This window comes from Pseudoalteromonas luteoviolacea (assembly GCF_000814765.1).
GTDB classification, from domain to species: domain Bacteria; phylum Pseudomonadota; class Gammaproteobacteria; order Enterobacterales; family Alteromonadaceae; genus Pseudoalteromonas; species Pseudoalteromonas luteoviolacea_H.
Map to the genome: position 1 here is coordinate 356,616 of NZ_JWIC01000007.1, position 25,397 is coordinate 382,012.

Consider the following 25,397-nt stretch of genomic DNA (forward strand, 5'->3'; position numbering starts at 1 on the left):
TTATTGAGTCACAGTTTAGCGTGCTCACCCTCATTTAATATATACAGTGGCGTGCGCGTTTTTAGTTCCTCTTTCATATGTAAAAGGCGGAATAGTGCAGAGTGGGATGTATGGTCGCCCATTTTCCAACTCATATTACCGTGTCCCCAAGGGATCATTATCCCGCAGTTTAGCTCATCAGCAGCAATAAGCGCATCCTCCGGCGTTAAATGGACATTTCTATACCACTTACCGTGCTTTTCATGATGATAAGACGCAATCGGTATCAAGCAGACGTCCATATCACCATATTGGTTATGAATATCTTTGAAGTGTGCAGAATAACCGGTATCACCGGCGTAAAATAACTTCCTGCCTTCACTTTCGAAGACCCAGCCTCCCCACAGCGTTTCATCATCATCACTTGTGATCATGGGGACCACAATACGGCTGCTAAAGTGGTGCGCTGGCACAAAGTGAACGTTTGTCTTACCAACGTCATACTGTGTGAACCAAGGCATTTCGACTATGTTATAACCACCCGTAGGAAAGTAATCTGCAAAGTTTAATGGGGTTAGATAGGTTGGATGATTGCCAATGTTTTCAATATCGGACTTATTGAAGTGATCATAGTGAATGTGTGAGTAGACGACCGCTTGCGTGGATTCAAGTGTTTGTTTGCTATATGCGTTGGGTTCTGTTCGATAAAAGCCACCTGCCAAATGAACAAATGCCCAATCAACGGGCCAGTCAAATTGACCTGTAACAGGATCAATCAGTATGGTTTCACCACTAGGTGTTGTAACAGAGAAGCTGGCGTGACCTAACCATCTAACGTTGAACGTATTTTCTGAAGTATTTGAAAGGACAGGGTTTTGGCCGACATACTGGCAGCGTTCCATGTCATTCTCGCACTGGATCTCTTGGCTTTTAGGGTAGCAATTGTCCTTACAAGTATAGGGATAATCTTCAGGCATCTTATAAGTATTGGCAAACTGGTGCGTATAACCTTCCGTGACTTTGTATTTGATGTCTTTCGTCGGCTCCAAACGATTTACATTATTTTGTGACGCACATCCCGCTATTAGTAAGCACAGAGGAAGTGGTAGGTATTTGTTTATCATAGATATAAATTTCTTATTGTATTTAGTGATGTCTGTCTCTATCCTGAAATTGCGTTAACTACTAAAACGTTAATTAACATCAAGTCACTATGGGAGTGTTATGGAACGAGTTTCAGACGAAACCTGGTACGCAGTATTATTATTTTTCTCGCTAATAATAGTACCTTTTTTAATAGGGCTCGCAATATTTAAAATGTATCGAAAAGTGTTTCCTGTTAAACCCTCTGAGTATGACTCAGTAGTTGAGGAGCTAGACGCGAATAGAATCGGTTTTTTTAAACCTTTTCTAATCGGGTGGTTGATATGCGGGCCAATCGTTTTTTGGTTTTATAATGAGTATTTAGTGCATGTCTAGAGGCTAAATAGGCTCTTCCGTGAGCCTGTCTCACACTTAGGAAATTTGTTTAGTCTATGTCGTGGTGACTTGGAAGCGATGAAAAGGAGCCATATCTGGTTACAGCATATGCGCCACATTTAGCTGAAAAGTTTACTAAATCCAATATTTTAGCTTCACAACTTACAATGTCTGTGAATGAAGTTTGAGATAGTTTCCTTGTCATATCTGCCAGCAAACCACCAACAAATGCGTCGCCACCAGCAGTTGTATCTACAGCATTCACTTTGGGTGGTGTAATGTAGCCAGAAAATTGCGCCGTAAAATAACGAATATCATTTGCACCGTCTGTGATGATCAATAACTTAACTTGGCTAGAGAGTATCGCTTCTATGGTGTTTTGTTCATCTTTAGATGGATGCGCATGAGTATTTAAGAATATTAACTCTTCTTTGGAGAGCTTGACTACATCAGATTGCGACATAATATGCCAGATTCTATCAAGGCAATGATTCATCGATGGCCATAGGTTTTCTCGCAAATTCATATCGAAACTTTTGATTAAACCGTGTTGTTTTGCCTTTTCCAATGCAGTTACTGTGCTGAGGTAGATGTTTTTCTCTGTCAGACTGTTTGAACAGACGTGTAAAATTGTACCTTGCTCAAACATGTTGTCTTCGAAATCTTCTGCACGGAAAAGTAAATCTGCAGCAGGTGGTCTATAAAAGCTAAAGCTTCGCTCGCCCTCGCTATCTAGTGAGACAAAAGCCAGCGCTGTTTTTGCTTCAGAGGTAAATTTTACAAATTGAGTATTTACCTGATGACCCGATAGCTCGTCTTTTAAAAAGTGACCAAACATGTCATCGCCTAACATGCCACAAAATGTGCTTTCTACGCCTTGCTTTGCAACAGCAACAGAGACATTTGCTGGCGCGCCGCCTGCATACTTTGTGAAAGATTCAGGTGTGCCACCGTCGGACAAGAAATCTATTAGCGCTTCACCAAAACAAACAACACTCATTAGCCATTCTCTCTCAAATTATATGCTCTTAACACTTCGTAACAGGCACCCATCGTGTGGTAATCAGTTTTACCTGCGGGGCTCTTTTCATCACTGTAACTGCGGTTGTCTTGCGTGAGAATTCGATACCAAGCGCCATATTTATGGTCGATCATATTATCCCAGCTGTATTGCCAGATTTTCTCATACCATTGCCAATATTGCTCATCCTGAGTCTCTAGTGCTAGCAGGGCAGCTGCGGCAAAGCTTTCTGCTTGAACCCAGAAATATTTGTCGCCATCGCAAATGCTTTTATCTGGTGCGAAGCCATAGCAAATTCCGCCATGCTCTTTGTCCCACGCATGCGCAAGCGCCTGATCAAATAAGAACTTAGCCTTTTCTACCATCCACGCTTCTGGTTTGTGTCTATTTAAGATAAGCAGCAGTTTGGTCCATTCTGTTTGGTGACCTGGCTGGAATCCCCATGGTCTAAACAAATGCTTAGGGTTCTCTTTGTTATAATCCCAATCGATTTCCCAATCGCTGTTGTAATGCTCCCAAACTAGACCATCCGCTAAGCTTGCCTGTCTTACCGTCATATTGTGGGCAAGTGCATAAGCGCGGTCTAAAAACTTGTTATCATTGGTTGCTTCAAAGCACATTAGTAGCGCTTCACACATATGCATGTTCGCGTTTTGACCGCGATACTTATCTGCTTCTGTAAAGTTGGCGTTAAACTCATCTAGGTATAAGCCAAATGCTGAGTCATAGTATTTTTCTTCTAAAAGTGACCAGACTTGCTCGATAGTGTCTTTTGCTGAGTTGATACCGGCTTTTACAGCCATCGCATTTGCAAGCAATACAAATGCAAGACCATAACAATGGTTGGTGAGATCGCTTGCCTCGCCATTTTCGATAAGCCAAGCATATCCGCCGTTTTCTTGCTTATGGACCTTTTCTAAATAATCTAAACCGTGTTGGACTAATTCCAGATATTCCGTTTTATCCGTGTTGATATAGGCCATGGCATAGTTAAATACAAAGCGCGTGCTAGAAACCAGATGACGAGTGCTGTCATCATAAATGTCGCCGTTGTCCTTGAAAAACTGATAAAACCCACCCTTGTTGTCTACGCACCTCGGATGATAAAACGCCATGGTTTTATCAATATGTTGCTGTAAAAAATCTCTACTTCTAAAATCTAGCGACATTATTTGTGCTCCACTCTCAAATCGCGTAGCGGTCAATATGATATAAGCATCATAAAAGTGCGAACAATGCGCATCATTCACCTGAGCTTATTTTATTTGATGTATTGACCGTTATTTTCTCATTTATTCATTTACTGTAGCATCTTAAAAAAAATAATGGAACGATCCAATAAAACATTTGTGATTTTCTTGTAACAATGTGTAGAATCATTACATCCTTTAACATGGAGTAATCCGAGTGAGTGAAATCAACATGAATCAAAGCTTTGCAGCAGGCGCCCAGAACAACGAAAAAAACTACTTTTTTCCGCTTGCTGCAATGACAACCCTGTTCTTTTTATGGGGTTTTATTACGGTATTTAACGATGTTTTAATCCCGAGATTAAAAAGCGTTTTTGACTTAAACTACACAGAAGCGATGTTAATCCAGTTTTGCTTCTTTATTGCCTACTTCGTTGTTTCTCTTCCCGCCGGTAATTTAGTTAAGCGATTAGGTTATCAAAAAGGGATCATCATCGGTCTTGTCGTTGCCGCTGCGGGGTGTTTACTGTTTTATCCAGCAGTGATTGTGCATCAATACTGGGTATTCTTAACCGCCTTATTTGTGATGGCGTCTGGTATTGTTATCTTACAAGTGTCAGCTAACCCATATGTTGCAGCACTGGGCACGCCAAAAACTGCTTCAAGCCGTTTAAACTTGGCACAAGCGTTGAACTCATTGGGTACCACTTTAGGTCCAATTGCAGGCGGCATGTTGTTATTTGGTGCGGGCAGTGCGGCGGTGGTCGAAGCTGCTAATGCTGATTCTGTCAAAGTACCGTACTTGGTCATTGCAGGTTGCTTGCTCGCAATCGCGGTGGTATTTGCGTTTTTGAAGCTACCAACAATCGAAGCGCATATCGAAACTGAAGACTGTAAAGTCAAAGACAAAAACTTAAAAGAAGCGCCGCATTTAATGATGGGGGTTGTCGCTATATTTTGTTATGTCGGTGCAGAGGTGTCTATTGGCAGTTTTATCGTAAACTATTTTGCTGAAGAGCATATCGGCGGCTTGGATGCGCCAACTGCGGCTAAATTGCTTGGTTATTATTGGGGTGGGGCAATGGTTGGTCGCTTTATTGGCTCCCAAGCACTTAAATATGTGGCGCCTTCAAAAGCATTGGTATTCAACTCAGTATTTGTCATGCTGTTGTTGGCAGCGACCATGCTAACAGAAGGTAATGTTGCAATGGTGTCAGTGTTAGCAATTGGTTTGTTTAACTCTATTATGTTCCCAACAATTTTTACAACGGCAATTGAAGGTCTTGGTTCACTGACAAGTAAAGGTTCAGGTTGGTTGTGTTTGGCCATTGTTGGTGGTGCTATTATACCGCTATTACAAGGGGTTGTAGCAGATACAATGCATATTCAAATCAGTTTCATTGTGCCACTTGTTTGCTACATTTTCATAGCTTGGTATGGCTTAAATGTTGTAAAACTATCAAAGCAATGGCATGACAAAATAGCGTAACGCGCAAACTTCTTTCTAATAAGGCAAGTGTTCACTTGCCTTTTTTAACTTAAATTTATAAATTTCTATCTCATAAGTATTGAATACGTATTCATAGACGTTGTATATTAAACTTAGTTGGAACGATCCAATCATAATTTAGAATAAAGGAGAGGCACATGCATCGCTCTATTTGGGCTGCAGCTATGTTGTCACTTACCTCAGTTTCGTCGGTAAGTGTAGCAAGCGAATCAAACACGCAGTGGGTTGATACATTTATTGGTACTGGCGGAGATGGTCATACATTCCCTGGTGCAGTTGTTCCATTCGGTATGGTCCAATTAAGTCCTGATACTGATAATCCTATGCGCGGCGTTTCACCACAACCAGAAATATACAAGCGCTGTGCAGGTTATCACTATGATGATCATACGATAGTAGGTTTCTCTCATACGCATTTCTCAGGTACTGGCCACTCTGACTTGGGTGACTTGCTTGTGATGCCAATTACAGGTGATGTAAAACTAACAGCGGGCACTGCTGAAAAGCCTGATACGGGTTACCGTTCACGCTTTTCTCACGATAAAGAGTGGTCTGAGCCAGGGTACTACGGCGTTGAACTACAAGACTACGATGTGACAGCTGAGCTCACAGCAACGACACGTGTAGGTATGCATAAGTATACTTTCAATAGTCATGATGACGGCCATGTTTTATTTGATTTAACCAGCTCAATTTATAACTTTGAGAACAAAGTTATTTGGAGTGACATTCGTAAAGTTGATGACAGAACGCTAGTTGCTTACCGTGCGACCAATGGCTGGGCGCGCAATCGACAAATGTACTTTGCAATTCAATTTTCACAGCCAATCGATGACTATGAGTTCATCAACGAAGACAACATGCGTTATAGATGTATGAACTGTCTAAATACCAAGCAAAAGCACTCAACGATTGAAAACAAAGCTGTCAAAATGACTGCGGGTAAAGCCGTTAAATTTGTTGCTTCATTCGATGGCCTAAAAGACAAGCCGCTTTACGTTAAAGTTGGGTTGTCAGCGGTGAGTCGTTCAAATGCACTTGAAAACTTAAATGCTGAAATCCCGCATTGGGACTTTGATAAAGTACGTGCTGAGTCAAAGCAGCTGTGGGCTAATTACTTAGACAAAGTGGATGTAGAAGGTACAGTATCTGAAAAGCGTCAGTTCTATACAGCGTTGTATCATGCTTTACAAGCACCAAGCATTTACCAAGACGTAAATGGTCAATACCGAGGTGTTGACGGTGAGATCCACGATGGTAAAGGCTTTGAACACTATACATTATTCTCTCTTTGGGATACTTACCGTGCACTTCACCCATTACTGACGTACATCGATCCAGATCGTGTATCGGGTATGATCCAATCAATGTTAGTTCACTATCAACAGAGCTACGAAAAAATGCTACCTATCTGGTCTTTCCATGCACACGAGACATGGACAATGATTGGTTATCATGCAGTATCTGTCATTGCAGATGCTTACCTAAAAGGTATTCGTGACTATGACATTGATTTAGCGGTTGAAGCGATCACTAACACGGCAAATAACAAGGTGTACGACGCGATCCCAGAGTATAAAAAGTATGGCTACGTACCTATGGATGTTTTGCCAGAGTCGGTGTCTATTACTCTAGAGTATGCGTACGATGATTATGCTATTGCACGTATGTTTGAAGCGATGGGTAAAACAGAGCTTGCTAAAGACTACTATGCGCGTGCAATGAGCTACAGAAACGTGTTTGATCCTGAAACTAAGTTCATGCGTGGTCGTGATACTAAAGGTAACTGGAACCCAGATTTCAATGCATATGAAGCGAAGTATATGGGCGCATTTACAGAGGGCAACTCTATGCAGTACAGCTTCTACGTACCACACGATGTTGCAGGCCTAATTGATTTAATGGGTGGCGATGATGCATTTGAGCAACGCTTAGATGATTTGTTCGATACGCATTTATCAGCAGACATGATCAAAGAGCACGAAGATATTGCTGGCTTGATCGGTAACTACGCACACGGTAATGAGCCGAGTCACCACATTGCTTATCTGTACAACTATGCGGGTAAGCCTTGGCGTACACAAGAGCGTATTCGCCAAATCATGGATACATTAAGCTCAGATAAGCCAGATGGCCTTGCGGGTAACGATGATGTTGGTCAGATGTCTGCATGGTATATTTTCTCAGCGATGGGCTTCTATCCAGTAGCACCAGGTGATTTGTCATACGCAATTGGCGCGCCACAAACACCTAAAGTCACCTTAAAGCTTGCAAATGGTAAAACATTCACAACGACTGCTAAAGGCTTAAGTAAAACACATAAGTATATTCAATCTGTGAGCTTAAATGGTAAGCCACTAAACCGTAACTACTTAACGCACGCAGATATTATGGCTGGTGGTGAGCTTAAGTATGTAATGAGTGATAAGCCGAACAAAGCATGGGGTAGCGAAATTAGCGCACGTCCACCGTCAATGTCGGAGTATAACTAAGCATGAAAGTGAAAACTGCAATTTCTTCGCTTGCAGTGGCTATGGGCCTTTTGGTCCATAGCGCATCAGCGTTAGACAAAATTGATACCGCAATAAAGCCAATCCAGTTTCAAGCAGACATTGCATGGCAGCAGTTTCCTTTGCCGAATGTGCAAATCAGAAACTTCAGCAAAGAAACCGTGCCTGTTTGGCAGCACGTTAATGTCAATTTGATAAAGCAGATCTCGTATAACGTCGCACGTATTTTATATAGTGAAAAACAGCGTGCACCTAAGTTACCACTATTGGAGATCATCATTGAAGATATGAATGGCGTTGCATACAAAGAAGGCGACTTCAATGGTGCAAAAATTCATATTAGTGCTCAATACCTTAATAAATATGCACAAAGCCACAGTGCACAAGCGCTTTATGATGAGTTAATCGGTGTGCTTTATCATGAGATTGCCCATGCGTATCAACTGGATGATCATAATTACAAAGAAATTGGTCCGATTATTGAAGGGATCGCCGATGTTGTAAGAATGAAAGGTGGTTATGTTGATTTTGAACATCGTAAAGCGGGTGGCAATTATGACACGGGGTATAAAACCACCGCGTTTTTCTTGCATTGGTTAGAAGAAAATCATCACCCGAACTTGTTGGTAGAGCTAAACGCCCAATTAGATCCTTCTGATAACAAAAAGTGGAGCTGGAAAAGCTTTTCCTCTGAGATGGAAATAAACCTCGATACAGCTTGGTCACATTATCAAAGTAAACTCTAATTTTAGTTCTTTTTTACTATATCAAAGGCAAGTAAAACTTGCCTTTTTTATTGCCAATTAAAAATAATTCAATAAATTTATAATATAAAGATAAAAACTGCCGATAACAGGGGGACAAACCCGTAAAGATTTGATACAACCTACTTAGTAGTAGATAAGAACAACAACAGGATCTGCATGTTTAGCGCCTTTAAATTTACCACCAAAATTACACTTGCGGCTTCGGTCGTACTTGTTATCGTTTTAAGTCTCTTTACAGTGAATAACTTTGTCTTGATGCGTTCTCAGACTCAAGATCAGTTAACACTTGTATTACAAGAAATTTCTCAATCAGTGTCACAAAATATTGCTAACTGGCTAAATGACCGCTTAGACATCGTTCAGTCGGTTGCACAAGGTCATTTAAAGTCTGACAGCAATGACGATGTGCGTCGAAGATTGCAAACAGCTGCTGCTGCAGGTCATTTCAAAAATACCTTTATAGGCACCCCGGATGGTCAATTTGTGTTAAATGATGCGTCTATTGTCTTACCAAGCGATTTTGATGCCACAACACGCCCATGGTATCAACTTGCGGTGCAGAAGCGTGACACGGCGTTTACTACACCCTATACGGATGCAACAACCAATGAGCTGACCATCACAGCCGTAGTACCTGTATACAGTAACGGTGTTTTGTCTGGCGCCGCCGGTGGTGACATCGATATGGCCACTATCACAGAAATCATTAATGAAATAGATTTCCTTGGCTTTGGTTATGGGTTTTTGCTCGATGGTGAAGGTCGTATCTTAAGTCATCCAAATACTCAGATGAATGACAAAGATATGCGTCAGTTATTTGGCCAGCAACTTAATTTGCAACAGGAATTTGTTGAACTTGAGATAGACGGCAAAGAAAAGCTGGTCTCTTTTGTCAAAATGCACGGCATTAAAAATGTAGATTGGTACCTAGGTGTCGTGATTGATAAAGAGATAGCATATTCGTCTATTTCTTCGTTTAGAAATATGGCCTTGGTTTATATGTTATTAGGTGTTGTCGTCATTGTTGTGATGATGCAGCTGCTATTGAAGTATTTGATGAGGCCTATGACACACCTAAACGAAGCGATCAAAGACATTGCACAAGGTGAAGGTGATTTAACCAGACGCCTGATTGTTGAAAATAATGACGAATTCGGGGAATTGTCTAATTACTTTAATTTATTTGTCGAGAAAATACATCAAAGTATTTCTAAAGTAAAAAGCACGACGGATGCACTTGAAAGCGTCATGGAAGGGCTGCAAAAGCAAACGCAAGAAGCGTTAGACATTTATACTGAGCAAACTAAGCGTACAGACAATGTGGCAACCGCAATCAATGAGCTGTCTTCAAGTGCGATTGAGATTTCTAATAATGCCAAACACGCATCGGAATTAGCAACGGGGGCCAATAATTTATCTGATCAAAGTCAATCTGCACTCAATTCCAATATCGAGGAAATTGGGGCTTTGAGTTCTAAAATGCAAGAAGCACAATCGACCATTGATGGACTTGATAGATTGACCGCAAGTATCGGTCAGGTATTAGAAGTAATTAAAGGGGTGAGTGAGCAGACAAACCTACTTGCACTGAATGCGGCGATAGAAGCGGCTCGTGCTGGTGAAGCAGGCCGTGGCTTTGCTGTTGTTGCAGATGAGGTTAGACAACTTGCTCAGCGTACTCAGGAGTCGACGCAAGAGATTGAAAATACCATTGGTGAATTGCAGCAAGGTTCTGCCTCTGCGGTTGCTGTCATGAAACTGAGTATTGAGGACTCAAGTGCCAGCGCTGAACAGGCACAGTCTGCGGGTACCAAAATGCAAGAAGTCTCCCATGCGATTGAGTCCATTGATGGTATGAACCATGCCGTGGCAAACGCAACTCAAGAGCAAAATACCGTGATCCAATCCCTTGATGGGGACATTCATGGCATTAGCGATTTATGTGTTCAGGGGAGTGCAAGCTTGCAGCAAACGCTGGATGAATGCAAAACGCTAAAATTGCAATTTGATGAATTAGAACACATGATGAATAAATTTAAAGTATAACAATTAAAGGGCTGCATTAATGCGGCCCTTTTTAATATTGAATTTATTAGTATAAATCTCTTTTTTAAACTTATATTACAGCTGTCACAGTAATGTATTAATTGCGCAACACGGTTGTCATTTTTCGTATTTAAACTGCACACACTTCAAAATTGGAACAAGCAAATATTATAAAAGGTGTGTGAGATGAAGTGCGTTAACCAATTGCTTTTAGCGGGCGTGTTTGCAGTAGCAAGCAGTGCGCAGGCAAACGATCTCAATCAAGTAATAGACTCTAGCTCTGCCATTAATAAATCAGCGCTAACTTCTCAAAATAAAATCGATGCGATTTCAGATAATATGCAGTCTCGTCTGCAGCAATTTAGAACGCTGAATAAGGAAATAGAAGGCCTTGTTGTATATAACAGCCAATTAGATAAGCAAATTAATAACCAATTAGAAGAAATGGCCGCAATTAATGCATCGATGGACCAAGTGTCTGTTATCGAGCGTCAGATCACGCCATTGATGTTGCGAATGATTGCTGGCCTCGAGCAATTCGTGGCTTTAGATGTACCTTTCCTACCAGAAGAGCGTGCCAATCGTATCGCTTCTCTTAAAGCTTTGATGGATAGAGCCGACATCACCTCGAGTGAAAAATTCCGCCGTGTATTAGAGGCTTATCAGGTTGAAGTCGAATACGGCCGTACCATTGAAGCGTATTCAACCCTGATAACGATTGATGGGCAAGAGCGTGAAGTAGACATGCTGCGAATTGGTCGTTTAGAACTTCTGTATGTGACGAAAGATGCTGCAAAAGCAGGTAGTTGGAACAAAGAATCCAAGCAATTTGTCGCTCTGCCTAATACCAATATTAGTCAAATCAATAAGGGTGTTCGCATTGCGCGTAAGCAACTTGCCCCAGATATGTTAACCCTGCCAGTCCAAGCTGCTCAATAAGAGGTATAACTAATGAGCTTTTTAAAATCATTTAGCCGTAAAGCATTACTTGTATCTTCTATGGCATTGAGTGCGTCAGCATTTGCAAATAATGAAGCAATGGATTTAGACGCGTTATTGAAAACACTCGAATCTGGTCAAGCTGCACAAACGCAGCAGAATAAACAGCGAGAAGCTGAGTTTAAATCGCGTGAAGATCAGCAAGTAAAAATGCTAAATGCACTTGTATCTGAGCGCAACAATCAGTTGAATCGCTCAGAGCAAATGGAAACTCAGTTCGAAGAAAACGAAATTAAATTAGGTAACCTAAGTGACACGCTTTCAAAGCGCATGGGCTCTTTAAAAGAGTTGTTTGGGGTGCTTCAGCAAGCATCGGGTGATGCAAGTTCTAAATTCAGAACATCAGTCGTCTCTGCCGAAATTCAAAATCGAACTGAATTGATGGACGACATGGCTAAGAAGATGGGCTCTACATCAAAACTCGCTTCGATTGAAGATATCGAAAAGGTGTGGTTTGAACTACAGCGTGAAATGACCGAGCAGGGTAAAGTCACTCGCTACAGCACGGATGTGATTGTCGCTGGCGGTGAAAAGGTAAACAAAGAGGTGATGCGTGTTGGTGCATTTAACTTAATTGCAGATGGCAAATACCTGACTTTCAACCCTGAAACAAACACGATCTCAGAGTTGACTCGACAGCCTGTATCACGCTTCCAACAAAGTGCGGCTGACTTGCAAGGGGCAAGCGCAGGTAATGTTGACTTTGCACTGGATCCAACAGGCGGTTCAATCTTGGGCTTATTGGTTCAAGCGCCAAATAGGAAAGAGCAAGTAGAGCAAGGTGGTGTTGTAGGTTATGTCATCCTCGCCGTTGGTGCACTGGCTTTATTAATTGCACTTGAGCGCTTTGTATCACTTATGTTGATAGGTGCCAAAATTAAGCGTCAGCTTAAATCAGATGTAGCTAAAGATGACAATCCGCTTGGTCGTGTCATGAAAGTCAAAGAGCAGTACCCAGATGTGGCCTACGACACATTAGAGCTGAAGTTAAGCGAAGCCATATTGCGCGAAATGCCAAAAATTACACGTAACTTAACGTTAATTAAAATCATCTCAGTGGTCGCGCCTTTACTTGGCCTATTAGGGACAGTGACCGGTATGATCAATACCTTCCAAGCAATTACTTTGTTTGGTACAGGTGACCCTAAACTCATGGCTGGTGGTATCTCGACAGCACTTGTAACTACGGTACTAGGTCTTGTCGTCGCAATTCCGACGGTATTCTTATACACCGTATTGAATACACGTTCACGTAACCTGCTTCTTATTCTTCAAGAGCAAAGTGCTGGCATTATTGCAGAGCGAAGTGAAAAAGGAGCGTAATCATGGTGCTACTAGTAGATGCTATTACCGCACTACAAGAGTTCCTTGATACGGGTGGCCAGGTACTCCTGGTCATCGCAGTAGTCACCTTTGCAATGTGGCTACTTATCCTGGAGCGCTTTATGTACTTTTTTGGTAAGTACAGAAGCTATAAAAAGCAGACGGTAGAAACTTGGCAAAACAGATCTGAGCGAAATAGCTGGAATGCAGAGCAAATTCGCCAAGGCATGATATCCAAAGCAGGAATTGAACTGAATAGTAATTTGGCTTTTATTAATGTCATGGTTGCACTATGCCCTTTACTCGGGCTGCTCGGTACGGTTACTGGCATGATTGAAGTATTTAACGTAATGGCAATTACTGGCTCTGGTAGCGCGCGCTCGATGGCAGCCGGTGTATCAAAAGCCACCATACCGACAATGGCTGGAATGGTAGCGGCACTGTCAGGTGTATTCGCTTCTACTTATTTACAGCGTAAAGCAAAACGTGAAGTTGAGCTTTTAGAAGATAAATTGCTGTTAGATCATTAAAGAATTTGAGGTATTAAAATGAGAGCTCCTCTAGCAAAAGTTTTCCAAGAAGAAGAAACCGAAGAAATTAACATGACTCCCATGTTAGACGTTGTATTTATCATGCTTATCTTCTTCATTGTAACCGCTTCATTCGTCAAAGAAGCAGGTATAGATGTTAACCGCCCAGAAGCGGCAACGGCTGTGAAAAAACAACGTGCCAACATATTGGTCGCGATATCTGATAAAGGTGAAATTTGGATTAATAAACGTCAAATTGATATTCGTGCTGTGCAAGCAAATATCGAGCGTTTAAAGGCAGAAAACCCACAAGGCAGTGTCGTTATTCAAGCAGATAAAAAAGCGACGACTGAAATTTTAATTAAAGTCATGGATGCATCACGAGCAGCAGGTGCGTTCGATGTGTCTATCGCTGCACAAGAATCTTAAGGGCACACGATGCGTTACATAATTGCATTATTAGTTGCAGGCGTCGTCACTTTCTTCTTGTTTCTTGGTATGCAGGCTTTGATCACAGGAGGTCAAGGGACTGCAACAGAACCTGTTAAGGGTAATGTGCTTGACTTTGTCAGGTTGAAAAAAGAAGAAACAGTAGAGAAGAAAGAGCGTAAACCAGAGAAACCGCCAACACCTAAGGAGCCGCCACCGCCAATGGATGCGCCGCAAATGCAGGCAAATAATCTTGATGCTGCCGGTGCTAACTTTGATTTTTCAGCAAACGTTGATGCGGATGTGGATTTAGCGGGCGGTTTGGCACTTGAGTCCAGTGATGGAGAGTACTTACCGATTGTAAAAGTTGCACCAGTTTATCCTCGGCGCGCACTTTCACGAGGAATTGAAGGTTTTGTGATCGTTGAGTTTACAGTCACTAAACAAGGCACAGTGCGAGACCCTGAGGTTGTGCAAGCTGAGCCAGAAAATATCTTTAATCGCGCAGCAATGGATGCCGCATTGAAGTTCAAGTATAAGCCGCGCGTTGTAAATGGTGAGGCTGTTGAAGTGGCTGGTGTACAAAATAAGATCACCTTCCAAATTAATGGTTAGTGAAGTTAGGAGTTTGTATTATGAAATTAATCAAAAATATACTGGTTCTTAGTGCGACGACGTTAGCCATAAATGCTTCTATCAGTATGGTCTCTTTGGTACCAGAAGTTTCACTATCTAGTGCTTATGCTGCGACCAAAACAAAGCGTGTGCCAGCTTTGAGGGAAAAGGTGTATAGCCAGTTAGCGAGAGCCCAAAAGCTTGCTGACGATGGCAATGTACAAGAAGGTCTCGAAGTTTTAGACTCGATAAAAGGGCGTGCTTCTAGCATGAACTCCTATGAAGTTGCGATGATGCATAACTTTTATGGGTTTATTTACTACAACGAAAACCAATTAGACAAAGCAATTGCGTCGTTTGAGAAAGTGGTTGCCGAAGAGGCTATTCCAGAGTCTTTAAAGTTGTCGACGACCTTTAGTTTAGCGCAGCTTGCTATGGCTAATGGCGATTATGGTAAAACGGTTGCATATTTGGAGGATTGGAAAGCTTTAAATACCCAACCGATTAAAACCAATTACTATACGTTAAAAGCGCAGGCGCTTTATCAGAATAAACAGTATCAAGCTGCACTAGCAAGTATCAATACAGCAATTTCATTAGTCGAGTCTAAAAATGAAGTACCAAAAGAGAACTGGTTAGTACTTCAGCGTGCTTTATATTACTCGTTAAATCAGCCTTCAGATGTCGTTAATACATTGGAGAAAATGGTTAAGCTGTTTGATAAGCCGCAGTATTGGATCCAGCTAGGTGGAATGTATGGTGAGATTGGCGCTGAGAAAAAGCAACTTGCTATTTTAGAAACTGCAAAACAGCGTGGGTTTATAAAGACCAAATCTGAAGTATTACAGCTTTCACAAGTTTATTTATACAATGGTTTGCCGTTTAAAGCCGCACAAGCTTTGCAAGAAGGTATAAAGAATAAGGTAATTGATAATACCGAAAAAAACTTATCTTTTATTGCTGAAGCCTATGTACAAGCGCGCGATGAGAAAAAATCAATCGAGTTTTTTGAAGCAGCTGATAAACTGTCGTCACATGGACAGTATCAACAGCGCTTGGCTGAAGTATACATTAATCTTGAGAACTTTGATGAAGCGGCTGATGCTGCAAGGGCTGCGTTAGAAAAAGGTGGCCTTACTTTTGAGTCAAATGCATATGTTGCACTTGGTATGGCGCAGTATAATTTAGAAAATTATGATGCATCTATACTGGCATTTGAACAAGCTGAAAAGCATAAAAAATCAGCGCAGTTAGCTCGTCAATGGATTAAATATGTAAAAAATGAAAAGCTTCACAAGCAAAGCTTAAAAGAAGTGTTAATGTAAATTATAATAATAATTCGCAACACCAAAGCTGCCTTCGGGCGGCTTTTTTATTTTAAATTTATTATATTTTGTCATTTTAACTTATAAAAACTGTCACCCATTTGTAACACGATAAATCTATTCTGGCTCCATTAAATAAATACGGTTATAACAATTATATCTTTGGAGACCAATATGAACCTTTCTGGTTTATTTAAAGTAAGCTTAATTTCTTCTGCTCTTGTACTAGCTGGTTGTGGTGGCGGCGACATCAATATCACTCCTACAAATAACGACAATCATGTAGACAACTCAGTTGAAAATCCGGTCGTTGTTCCAGATACAGGTAATGACGGTGGTAACGATAATGGCGGCGACAAAGTTGTAGAATTGCCATGTGCAAGCTACACAATGGACGGCACGACGTTTAAAGGTGACCAAGACGGTATCCATTGTAAATATAGCCAAGCGTTCGCAAGTAATGCAAAAAGCATCTCTTCTTCATTCTTACTAGAAGCATTACCAGACGGCGGCGCACACGTTTTTGAAGGTGCATTATTCATCGGTGATGATGTGGATACATCAAAAGGTGGTTCAATCGACCTTGACGGCCCTACTTTAACTATCGAAGCAGGTGCAACCATTGCATTCACAAAAGCTGAGAACTTTGTACGTATTGGTCGTGGTTCTAAAATCCACGCTGTTGGTGAACTTGGCAACCCAATCACTTTCACTTCAATTAAAGAAATAGACGGTGATGCAGAAACAGTACCAGCGATGCAAGACTGGGGTGGTATCCAAATTAATGGTTTAGCGACAACCGTTGAGTGTACTAAAACTGAAGCTGAATCAGGTATGTGTAACGTAGCCGCTGAAGGCGTTGTGTCTTACTACGGTGGTAACAATGATGCTGATAATAGCGGTTCACTAGAGCACGTTGTTGTTAAGTATGCAGGTAACGGTGTAGAAGGTGACGAGCTTAACTCAATTACTTTAAACGCAGTTGGTTCAGGCACTAAGGTTGAATACATTCACATTCACCAAGGTTACGATGACGGTATCGAATTATTTGGTGGTCAAGTTAACATCAAGCACATCGTTGTAACAGACACTGCGGATGACGGCATTGACTGGGATACAGGTTGGAAAGGTAACGGCCAGTTCATCCTAGTTCAAACACTGAACCAAGGTAACCACGGTTTCGAAACAGACGGTGGTAAAAAAGACCCGACAACTGATGCTGGCGCAGACAGAGCAACAACGGTTTCTAACCCAACAATTGCTAACGCGACAGTTGTGAGCAATGGTGTTAAAGGTCCACGTGGTCACGGTGCTGGTATGGAAATGAAAGAATGGGGTAAAGCTCAACTTCATAACATGCTTTTTGTAAGTAAAGGCACTGAAGACGGCGCAGCGTGTTTTGACCTATATGACAAAAACGAAGGTTCAGGCCCAGTAGGCGTTCACGCAAATGCAATTGCTGGTGACATCAAGTTCCACAACTCTATCTTTGCTTGTGCGAATAACTTTGAACCTGAAAATATTACTTTAGACGGTGACCTAACAGGTTTTGATATCGCTCAGTGGTTTACAAATGATGGCAACCAACTCGTTGGTTTCAGCGCATTTGAAAACGTACTTGGTGCAGATTTAGCGACTACTAACGGTACTATCAAAGATAAAGATGGTAACAATGTAAGCGTTGAGTCATCAAAGCTTAGCGACGAGAATTCATTCTTTACTGACGTAACATATGTTGGTGCATTAGGTGAAGACGAAACAGACACAAACTGGGCAAAATTCGTAGCGCAGTCAATCGCTCGTACAAAATAATCTAAGCCATAAAAGAAAAATTGGAAGGGCGCTTTAATGCGCCCTTTGTGAATCGAAATTTTGGTTTAGAGGAATTACAAATGAAACCAATCAAAGTGTTTAAAACAAATTTGATAACGATTTCTTTGCTTTCTCTTTTAAGTCCTTTGTCAACACAGGTTTTGGCACAAGAGACGGCACAAGAAATTGAAGAAGTTGTCGCGGTAGGAAGCCGCTTAAAAGGCAGTGCAAGTGCTGTCATTGAAGAGCGTAAGAATCAAGCTTTTGTTGCTGATATCATGGGGGCAGAGCAGATTTCACGTACTGGTGATAGCGATGCTGCATCTGCACTTCGCCGTGTGACAGGTTTGAGTCTCGTAAACGATAAATTCATTTATGTGCGTGGTCTTGGTGAGCGTTACTCCAGTGTTCGCCTAAATGGTGCTCAAGTTCCGAGCCCAGACCTAACTCGAAATGTCATCCCTTTGGATATTTTCCCGTCTAGTATCATTGAGTCTTTAGCCGTTCAAAAAGCATATTCTCCAAATATGCCAGCTGCGTTTGGTGGTGGTGATGTAAACATCCGTACTAAGAGCATCCCTAATGACCGAGTGATCAAGCTGGAAGTCGGTTTAACACACAAAGACACAAACAGCACTGGCTTTGTGTATAACGGTAGTGATGATGACTGGTTAGGTGAAGATGACGGTTTACGTGCAATGCCAAGCACGATGAATGCTGCGCTGAACAAGTATATTAATGGTATTTCAGATATTTCAGTATTGAATATTCGCGATATTGAATCTAAAGAGCGCGGTGAAGCTGTCTCTCAAGCAGAAGCCATTGCAATCAACAAATCACTGACTAAGTCTTTGCACCGTGATTTTGGTATGGTTGAAAAGAGCCTAGATCCGGATTTTGGCGGCAAGCTTGTTTATGGCGATAGATTTGACGATGTATTTGGTTTTGGCGGTTCGCTAGGTTTCTTAATCTCTGCAGCTTATGACCATGAATGGTCTCACAGCAAGGGATATTCAGCAGTTTTATCATCTGTTGATGTGAAGCCTGAAGATTGTGGTAAGTCTGACTTAGAATGTTACTCTGCCAGAACAGATAAGGAATCGACTAAAAAGAACGTAAAGTTGAACAGCTCTCTTAATGTCGGTTATAAGTTAGATGGACACGACGTTAATGCATCTTACATGATGTTAAGAGATACTGAAGACGAAGCGTCAATTTCGCTATATCAAGAGCCGTCAAAGTCATTAAGCATTGCAAATGGAGAGCTCCAGCGCAAGAACTTAACATCGTTCGAGCAGCGTGAATTGGAAGTGATTCAATTCCGTGGTACGCACAATATCGAATACGACTTCATTAAAGGTGTCGGCTTCGACTGGCAGTATACAGACTCGACAGCGACTACTGACATCCCAAGTGAACTTGAGATCACAGCCAGAGACCGTTATACAGACGGTGCTTACACAGATACGTACACGAGTGGTCCATTAGGTGGCGATCCGTTCTTATACCGCTTTGTTGACATGGAAGACAAAGTTGAAAACTTTGGTTGGAACTTATCTAAAGCATTTTACTTTGACTCTTCCGAAATTGAGCTAAAGGGTGGTGCTTACTATGTTGATAAAACTCGTGAATATAAAACCGATTTCTTTAAATATCGTTTTGGCCCGACCGAAAATATTATTCTTGCTACCAATAAAAATGAAGCATTAGGGATTGGCAGCATCTTTAAAGACGATAGCCGAGTTGATAACACTGAAATCGAGATCCTGTTCCAGGAACCAACCGCAGATGATTACATCGCCGCACAAAAAATCGATGCTTACTATGGTAGCTTTGATTACGTGTATGCAAACGACTGGCGTTTTTCTGGTGGTTTAAGATATGAAGACTTCAGACAAGTTGCGTTGGCTTTCTCACGCTCTGTATTTGATGCAGAATTATTGAATGACAAGTTAAGTGCCGAAGCAATTCAAGAAGCGTCTGTGATGGAAGATGAGACGTTTGGCTCGTTGTCTATGACGTATAGTCAACCAACCTATCAGATTCGTGCTGGTTGGGGTCAAACGATTGTTCGCCCAGATCTTCGTGAACTGACGCCTGTTCAATATCAAGATCCATTGACGGATTATAGAACGCTTGGTAACCCGACTTTACAGTCGAGTCACTTAGACAACTTTGATGTGCGTGTCGAGTTCTATTTTGAAAGTGGCGACAACTTCTCCGTAGGTGCATTCTATAAAGATATCGACAAACCGATCGAGGCTCAGCTTAACGAGCGTGATGGTCGCTTTACGTTAGAGTTTGAGAATGCTGACTCTGCATATGTTTATGGACTTGAAGCTGAATGGCTGGTGGAATTGTCTTCAGATTTCTTAGGCGGCGCATTCTTTACTTCTGGTAACTTAACAGTAAGTGACTCAGAAGTAGAAATACTTGAAAGTGCGAGAGGGGATTTAACCAATCTTCAACGCCGTATGACAGGTCACTCTAAGTATGTTGCAAACTTGCAGCTGAACTACGACTCACATAATGGTAATCACCAAGGCTCTGTCATTTACAACGTATTTGGAGATCGTATCCTAGCAGCTGGTGTAAATGGTTTTGACGATGCGTATGAGCAACCGATCAACTCATTAGACGTAGTGTATAGTTACTATCCAACGTTCAGCACGACTGTAACGTTCAAAGTGAAGAACTTGCTTGGTCAAGATTTTGAAGTTGAACAAAACGGTGCGCTTATTCGATCTCAAGAAACGGCGCAACAAGTTAGCTTAGATTTTGCTATTGAATTCTAAGAAAACATAATGACTAAAAAAAGACCACTTTTGTGGTCTTTTTTATTTTTGCCATTATTAAAATAATCATGGTTTTTATTTAGTATAATTATTTTAAAATCATCTAAATATGTTTCGGTTTTTATCGTCTTTATTTTTAGGTTTAAGATTGTCTATAAAATTTAATAACTTTCACGTGAGAAATATTACATTTACGTAAGCGTAAACATATATTAGATTTGGATTTTTTTTATAATCTAGATCAATATTTAGAATGATTTTTACTTGAAAATAGCAGTAACCTGACTCATAATAGCTAACACAAAAAGGTTATCGCATATCCTTACCATATTCAGGTATTTTGTTAACATTAAATAAACATTTTACCAAAACAGAGTTCTAGTTTGATGCGCAGCATCAAGCTTGGACGCAACCTTTACATGTTGTATCCAAACCCCGCATTGCGGGGTTTTTTTATGCCTAATCACCGTTTTATAACTTGATATCTCACTACTGTGTTTGTCTAAGGTTAATGCGATATTTTTCGCTAGATGAGTAATTTTGTAATTGCCCCAAAAAGTACTAGAGCTCATAGCTATATTTTGATAGGTTAGACGTCTAGACGTACCCCTCACGCAATGAGTAATTTTAATTAAATAAAGGGTAATGTAATGAATAATGTAGGATTTGTGGGCTGGCGTGGCATGGTTGGCTCAGTACTCATGGAGCGCATGCAACAAGAAGGGGACTTTGCTCACCTTAATGCGCATTTTTTTACCACCTCACAGTCAGGTCAACTAGGCCCTGATTTTGCGGGGACAGCCAAACCGCTTAACAATGCATTTGACATACCTTCTTTAAAAGAAATGGATATTATCGTGTCATGCCAAGGTGGTGATTATACAAAAGAGGTTTATCAGCCTTTAAGAGATGCTGGCTGGCAGGGTTACTGGATAGACGCAGCATCGGCATTGCGTATGTCGAGCGACAGTATCATCGTTCTAGATCCAGTCAATAATGATGTGATCCAACAAGGGCTAGAGCAGGGTGTTAAAACATTTGTAGGGGGTAACTGTACAGTCTCCTTGATGTTATTAGCACTTGGTGGCCTGTTTGAAAAAGACCTTATTGAGTGGGTTAGCCCGATGACATACCAAGCTGCCTCTGGCGCTGGCGCACGAAATATGAGAGAACTAATCACACAAATGGGCGAAATTCATAGCAGTGTGAGTTCGCAGCTTGAGAACCCATCTTCTGCGATTTTGGAAATTGATAAAGTTGTTGCTGATAAACTTAAAGATGACAACTTGCCGAAAGATCAATTCGGTGTGCCGCTTGCTGGGAGCTTAATCCCTTGGATAGATGTGCCTATGGAATCAGGCCAAAGCAAAGAAGAGTGGAAAGCTGAAGTTGAGGCAAATAAAATCTTAGGTTCGATTAAGCAGCCTATTCCTGTCGATGGCCTTTGTGTTCGTATTGGCGCAATGCGCTGTCACTCACAAGCGTTAACCATTAAGCTTCGTGAAGACGTTGAAGTGAGTGAAATCGAACGTATTCTTGATGAACATAATGAATGGGTTAAGGTGATTCCGAATGAAAGAGGGATCACTGAACAAGAGCTTACACCAGTGAAGGTGACTGGATCGCTTCATATCCCGATAGGTAGGATCAGAAAACTCTCTATGGGTGACAAATATATCAGTGCCTTTACTGTTGGTGACCAATTGTTATGGGGCGCTGCAGAGCCACTTCGTAGAATGTTACGTATCATCACAGGCTAACCCTATGCAAACGCCTAGCATGTCCAAGCTAGGCGTTATTGTCTTTATAATGCCACTTTAAAAGTTAAACTGATGCACACTGTACGTGTGTTCAAGGCCATCACAGTCAGTTGCTATCGCAGTTACTGGCTTAAAAGCACTATCTAAAAACCATTTTGCAGTCATGTTTGATCCATCAGAGCATGCCGCACCTTTTGTATACGCCACTCTTTTTCCAGCAGATCTACCTACGGGGACATTTTCATTCCAATAAATTCTGACCTCGGAATGTGGAGGAACATCAGCAATAAATTTATAAAATACGCTCATTTTGTACCAACGAGTGATCGCACCATTACAAGATGCAGACTCGCACTTTAAATACACAAAGTTGTATGAGTACTTGAGCAATCCATCATCTGCGCTTTTTTTCACTTCAGTTGCGGAGCCATTAACGCTGATGATGCTTGCTAAAAGTGTACTGGCCAAAAATAGTGTTTTCATATCTCACTCCTTTTGATTGTCTGAATGAACAGGTTAAAAACAATCAAAAGTTATAGCAGTAAAATGGGTAAAAAAATACTCAGTAAATGTTACATTTTGTTTACTTTTCTGCGGGGTTTTACACTGAATAGGGTTTAAATCTTAGTATAAAATGAAGGTGTTTGGTCTAATTTGTTACTAATATTTATATATTAAAGGTACAAGTATGTTTTTTAAGTTGAGAGATTTACCTCAAGAATTTACCCATTATAGAAAAATTTTTACTTTTTTATGGTAAGGTTGTTAAAAAATATAATTATTAATTTTGATATTATTATTTTAAATTTATATATGTTTGTATTCTTAATTTATTTTTTAGAGTGAATTTTAATCAGTGGTTTTTAAATAGTAATGTATTCATCGGTTGTTTTTTCATCGTGCTGGGTGGTGTAGTATCTAATATAGTACTAAAAAAAGGAAAGTTTATGAAAAATATAATTAAAATTATATCACTGCCTTTGTGCTTATTTTCAGTAAATAAAGCTTATGCTGAGCATACTCAAGCACAGTGGGTTGGTAAGTTCGATTTGTTGAGTCAGCAATATCAGGCACAGTATCCAAATAGCTTTAGCCGTTCTAGCAATTTAGCTTGGGCAGAAGCCTACTATTTAGATGCTTTAATAGAAATGTATCTAGGCACAAACAATCAAAACTATCTTGATACATTCATTTCACGTGTAGATAAAGCGTTTGCGCTTGCCAAAGATGATACCGGAATGGGTGTAGATGGCTATAAAGGCTGGGGGGAGTGGGTTTATTCTATTGACGCAATTGAGAATTTTGGTGCAGAAGAAGCTGACTCGCAAGACAGTTCATTACCTGCAAACTGGTATCGCTGGCAGTCGACAGCTGAAACAGCCTATAGAAACACTGCAGATAAAGTCGATGACGGGAAGAGCCGTGCTGGATTTACTATTAAAACCGCACCCGACACTAATCGTTGGCATGTATTGCAAACCCCATTAAGAAACCCTCATAAAGCTAACGAGCATTTTGATCCGAATGGTAAGTACCAAATTAATTTTCATGCAAAAATTGAGAATTGCGATAGTGGTGTTAAAGGCCTTTTACAGGTTTATGATTTTACTGAAAGAAAGTTGCTATTAAACACATACGTTGAATCGCATAGTTTCACTAGCCATGTCGCGGAATTTATTGCGCCTTCCGATCCTTCTAATAATGTACATATCAGGTTATACGCAACAGATTATAAAAAGCACTGTACAGTCCACTTCGATAATATTCGTGTGAGATCTTGGCGTGAATACCTCGTCCACGATGGCATGATAACAGCACCGATAGCCAAGTTTATTAAATTGGCAAGGACAGGGCGGCTTGATGCACGTTTCAACTCTTGGGCCGATGGCTACTATGATTTTTTGATAAATCATACATTTCCGAAGTGGGAAAAAGACCTACACAATACGTTAAATGGTAATTTAGTTTATTTGTTTGCCAATGATTCATCTAGCCGAAAGCCTGGCCAATCCTTACCTCATAACCAGTATCTTGCATTGCAGCGCACCTATGCTGAACTTGCTCAGGTTGAAGACAGTGATCCTAATCACCAATTTATGGCTAAACAGTTGATTGAGGCTTTTAAAAGTAGTCTGACGCTTGGTCAATATCAGGCAGATTCGGGCTTGTCAGTGAATAAATACGAATGGAGTTATTGGAGCCTGCTGACTGACAAAGATACAACAAGTGATGGTTTTAATTGGACTGGAACAGAGGATACCAGTCACGGAAACTTAGATGTTGCAGCGGCTGTAAGTAGTTATCATGCAGGGCTTGGATTCAGCAAAGAGGAAATGAACTATTTTGCTAATACGGCTGACTTTATGATTTCACATTGTGCAAACTTTAGTAGGCATGTGAACAAATGCTATGACTCCGAATCGCTAACGTCTTTAAGATGGTGGATGCAACTAGCTGAATTTAAGCCAAGTATTTATCATGACTCGGAAGTCAAATTAACCTCAGTGTTTGATGCCATTCAAGGTGTCAATCAACGTTATTACATGGGCGCTATTGCACAGCTTGTTAAAGGATATAGGGTTTATGATCAGTCATTTGATGTTGGGTTTGCAAATGCGTTACCAGCAGAATGGCGTCACTGGCAATCAACACCTGAGACTGTGTTTTTGAGCACGAACAGTGCATTTAGTGGTGCACAAGGGTTAACTGTAAAAAACAAGCCAACTTATGGCTGGCAAGTTGCACAGAAGGTATTTAAGTACGAGCCTGGTGCGACGTATAGATTGGAATCTATGGCACGCGTATCATCTGGAGATGCAAACGGACGCATTATGATTTACGATGCAACGAGTAAAAAATCAATCGGCCAAAAGATCACCACAAGTAGAACTTGGTCGCCATTATCTATGGAATTTACAGTGCCAGAAACTGCAGGCCATCAGTTACAAATTTATTTGTACTCAACAAATTGGCAAGTTGACAGTGAAATCCATTTTGATGATTTGGAGATATACCGTATTAATTAACTGATTCGTTGTGGCCAGCACAGCAAGGGCTGGCCACATTCTTTTAAAAAAGTGCTGTATAAGTTTGTAGGGTAAAATACGAGTGTGAGAAAATGGAACCTTGCTACAAACTGGATAGTTGATCACTTATGTTTAGCGCTGAACACTGTTACAAAAGCGGGGCCCATTGATTTTTAATAGGGAGATGCAGGTTTACAAACCACGATAGTTAAAACCTAAACGATGGTTATGAAACACAATATATAATATCCGATAATTTATATTATGTTAAATAAGATTTT

Annotated in this window: 18 protein-coding genes; 14 read left to right on the forward strand and 4 right to left on the reverse strand. The window is 40.9% G+C overall.

Going from position 1 to position 25,397, the window contains the following annotated elements:
* Positions 1 to 8: 8 nt before the first annotated feature.
* The 3 genes from JF50_RS15990 to JF50_RS16005 all read right to left on the reverse strand — a co-directional run bounded on the left by JF50_RS15990 (position 9) and on the right by JF50_RS16005 (position 3,648).
* Positions 9 to 1,103, reverse strand: coding sequence for an MBL fold metallo-hydrolase (locus tag JF50_RS15990; RefSeq protein ID WP_039610419.1), 1,095 nt, complete (start codon positions 1,101 to 1,103; stop codon positions 9 to 11).
* A gap of 404 nt (positions 1,104 to 1,507) precedes the next feature.
* Positions 1,508 to 2,458, reverse strand: coding sequence for a carbohydrate kinase family protein (locus tag JF50_RS16000; RefSeq protein WP_039610421.1), 951 nt, complete (start codon positions 2,456 to 2,458; stop codon positions 1,508 to 1,510).
* Entirely contained in the window at positions 2,458 to 3,648 is a 1,191-nt protein-coding gene (locus JF50_RS16005) for an AGE family epimerase/isomerase (protein WP_039610422.1), read from the reverse strand. Before JF50_RS16005 ends, JF50_RS16000 begins: the two co-directional genes overlap by 1 nt.
* 238 nt (positions 3,649 to 3,886) lie before the next feature.
* Between JF50_RS16005 and JF50_RS16010 the strand changes: the two genes are divergently transcribed.
* The 13 genes from JF50_RS16010 (at position 3,887) to asd (ending at position 22,090) form a co-directional block, all read left to right on the forward strand.
* A complete protein-coding gene (locus JF50_RS16010; RefSeq protein WP_039610423.1) occupies positions 3,887 to 5,158 on the forward strand; it encodes a sugar MFS transporter in 1,272 nt (423 codons plus the stop codon).
* A gap of 185 nt (positions 5,159 to 5,343) precedes the next feature.
* The gene (locus tag JF50_RS16015; protein ID WP_235423482.1) at positions 5,344 to 7,671 is read left to right on the forward strand and encodes a GH92 family glycosyl hydrolase; all 2,328 of its coding nucleotides are present in this window, start codon (positions 5,344 to 5,346) and stop codon (positions 7,669 to 7,671) included.
* 2 nt (positions 7,672 to 7,673) lie between these two features.
* Positions 7,674 to 8,435 carry a basic secretory protein-like protein gene (locus tag JF50_RS16020; protein ID WP_039610425.1) on the forward strand — a complete coding sequence of 254 codons (762 nt, stop codon included), beginning with the start codon at positions 7,674 to 7,676 and terminating at the stop codon, positions 8,433 to 8,435.
* Between the two features lie 177 nt (positions 8,436 to 8,612).
* Positions 8,613 to 10,502 carry a methyl-accepting chemotaxis protein gene (locus tag JF50_RS16025; RefSeq protein ID WP_039610426.1) on the forward strand — a complete coding sequence of 630 codons (1,890 nt, stop codon included), beginning with the start codon at positions 8,613 to 8,615 and terminating at the stop codon, positions 10,500 to 10,502.
* A 186-nt stretch (positions 10,503 to 10,688) separates the two neighbouring features.
* Positions 10,689 to 11,441, forward strand: a complete 753-nt coding sequence (locus tag JF50_RS16030; RefSeq protein WP_039610427.1) for a DUF3450 domain-containing protein — start codon at positions 10,689 to 10,691, stop codon at positions 11,439 to 11,441.
* Between the two features lie 60 nt (positions 11,442 to 11,501).
* A complete protein-coding gene (locus JF50_RS16035) occupies positions 11,502 to 12,824 on the forward strand; it encodes a MotA/TolQ/ExbB proton channel family protein (protein WP_419177521.1) in 1,323 nt (440 codons plus the stop codon).
* Between the two features lie 2 nt (positions 12,825 to 12,826).
* Positions 12,827 to 13,354, forward strand: a complete 528-nt coding sequence (locus tag JF50_RS16040) for a MotA/TolQ/ExbB proton channel family protein (RefSeq protein WP_039610429.1) — start codon at positions 12,827 to 12,829, stop codon at positions 13,352 to 13,354.
* Positions 13,355 to 13,372: 18 nt separating this feature from the next.
* Positions 13,373 to 13,783 carry an ExbD/TolR family protein gene (locus tag JF50_RS16045; RefSeq protein ID WP_039610430.1) on the forward strand — a complete coding sequence of 137 codons (411 nt, stop codon included), beginning with the start codon at positions 13,373 to 13,375 and terminating at the stop codon, positions 13,781 to 13,783.
* Between the two features lie 9 nt (positions 13,784 to 13,792).
* Positions 13,793 to 14,398, forward strand: a complete 606-nt coding sequence (locus JF50_RS16050) for an energy transducer TonB (RefSeq protein ID WP_039610431.1) — start codon at positions 13,793 to 13,795, stop codon at positions 14,396 to 14,398.
* A 20-nt stretch (positions 14,399 to 14,418) separates the two neighbouring features.
* Positions 14,419 to 15,723: a tetratricopeptide repeat protein gene (locus tag JF50_RS16055; protein ID WP_039610432.1), complete on the forward strand. Its 1,305-nt coding sequence runs from the start codon at positions 14,419 to 14,421 to the stop codon at positions 15,721 to 15,723.
* Between the two features lie 174 nt (positions 15,724 to 15,897).
* Entirely contained in the window at positions 15,898 to 17,535 is a 1,638-nt protein-coding gene (locus JF50_RS16060; RefSeq protein ID WP_039610433.1) for a hypothetical protein, read from the forward strand.
* Between the two features lie 80 nt (positions 17,536 to 17,615).
* On the forward strand, positions 17,616 to 20,330 hold the full coding sequence (locus JF50_RS16065; protein ID WP_039610995.1) for a TonB-dependent receptor plug domain-containing protein: 2,715 nt from the start codon (positions 17,616 to 17,618) through the stop codon (positions 20,328 to 20,330).
* Between the two features lie 650 nt (positions 20,331 to 20,980).
* Positions 20,981 to 22,090: an aspartate-semialdehyde dehydrogenase gene (asd, locus tag JF50_RS16070; RefSeq protein WP_039610434.1), complete on the forward strand. Its 1,110-nt coding sequence runs from the start codon at positions 20,981 to 20,983 to the stop codon at positions 22,088 to 22,090.
* A 57-nt stretch (positions 22,091 to 22,147) separates the two neighbouring features.
* Here the strand turns inward: asd and JF50_RS16075 are convergent, their stop codons facing one another.
* Positions 22,148 to 22,573: a hypothetical protein gene (locus tag JF50_RS16075; protein WP_039610435.1), complete on the reverse strand. Its 426-nt coding sequence runs from the start codon at positions 22,571 to 22,573 to the stop codon at positions 22,148 to 22,150.
* A 464-nt stretch (positions 22,574 to 23,037) separates the two neighbouring features.
* Here JF50_RS16075 and JF50_RS16080 point away from each other — a divergent pair, with 464 nt between their 5' ends.
* Positions 23,038 to 25,116 (forward strand): carbohydrate binding domain-containing protein, encoded by a 2,079-nt coding sequence (locus JF50_RS16080; RefSeq protein WP_039610436.1) that lies wholly within the window; start codon positions 23,038 to 23,040, stop codon positions 25,114 to 25,116.
* Positions 25,117 to 25,397: the final 281 nt, after the last annotated feature.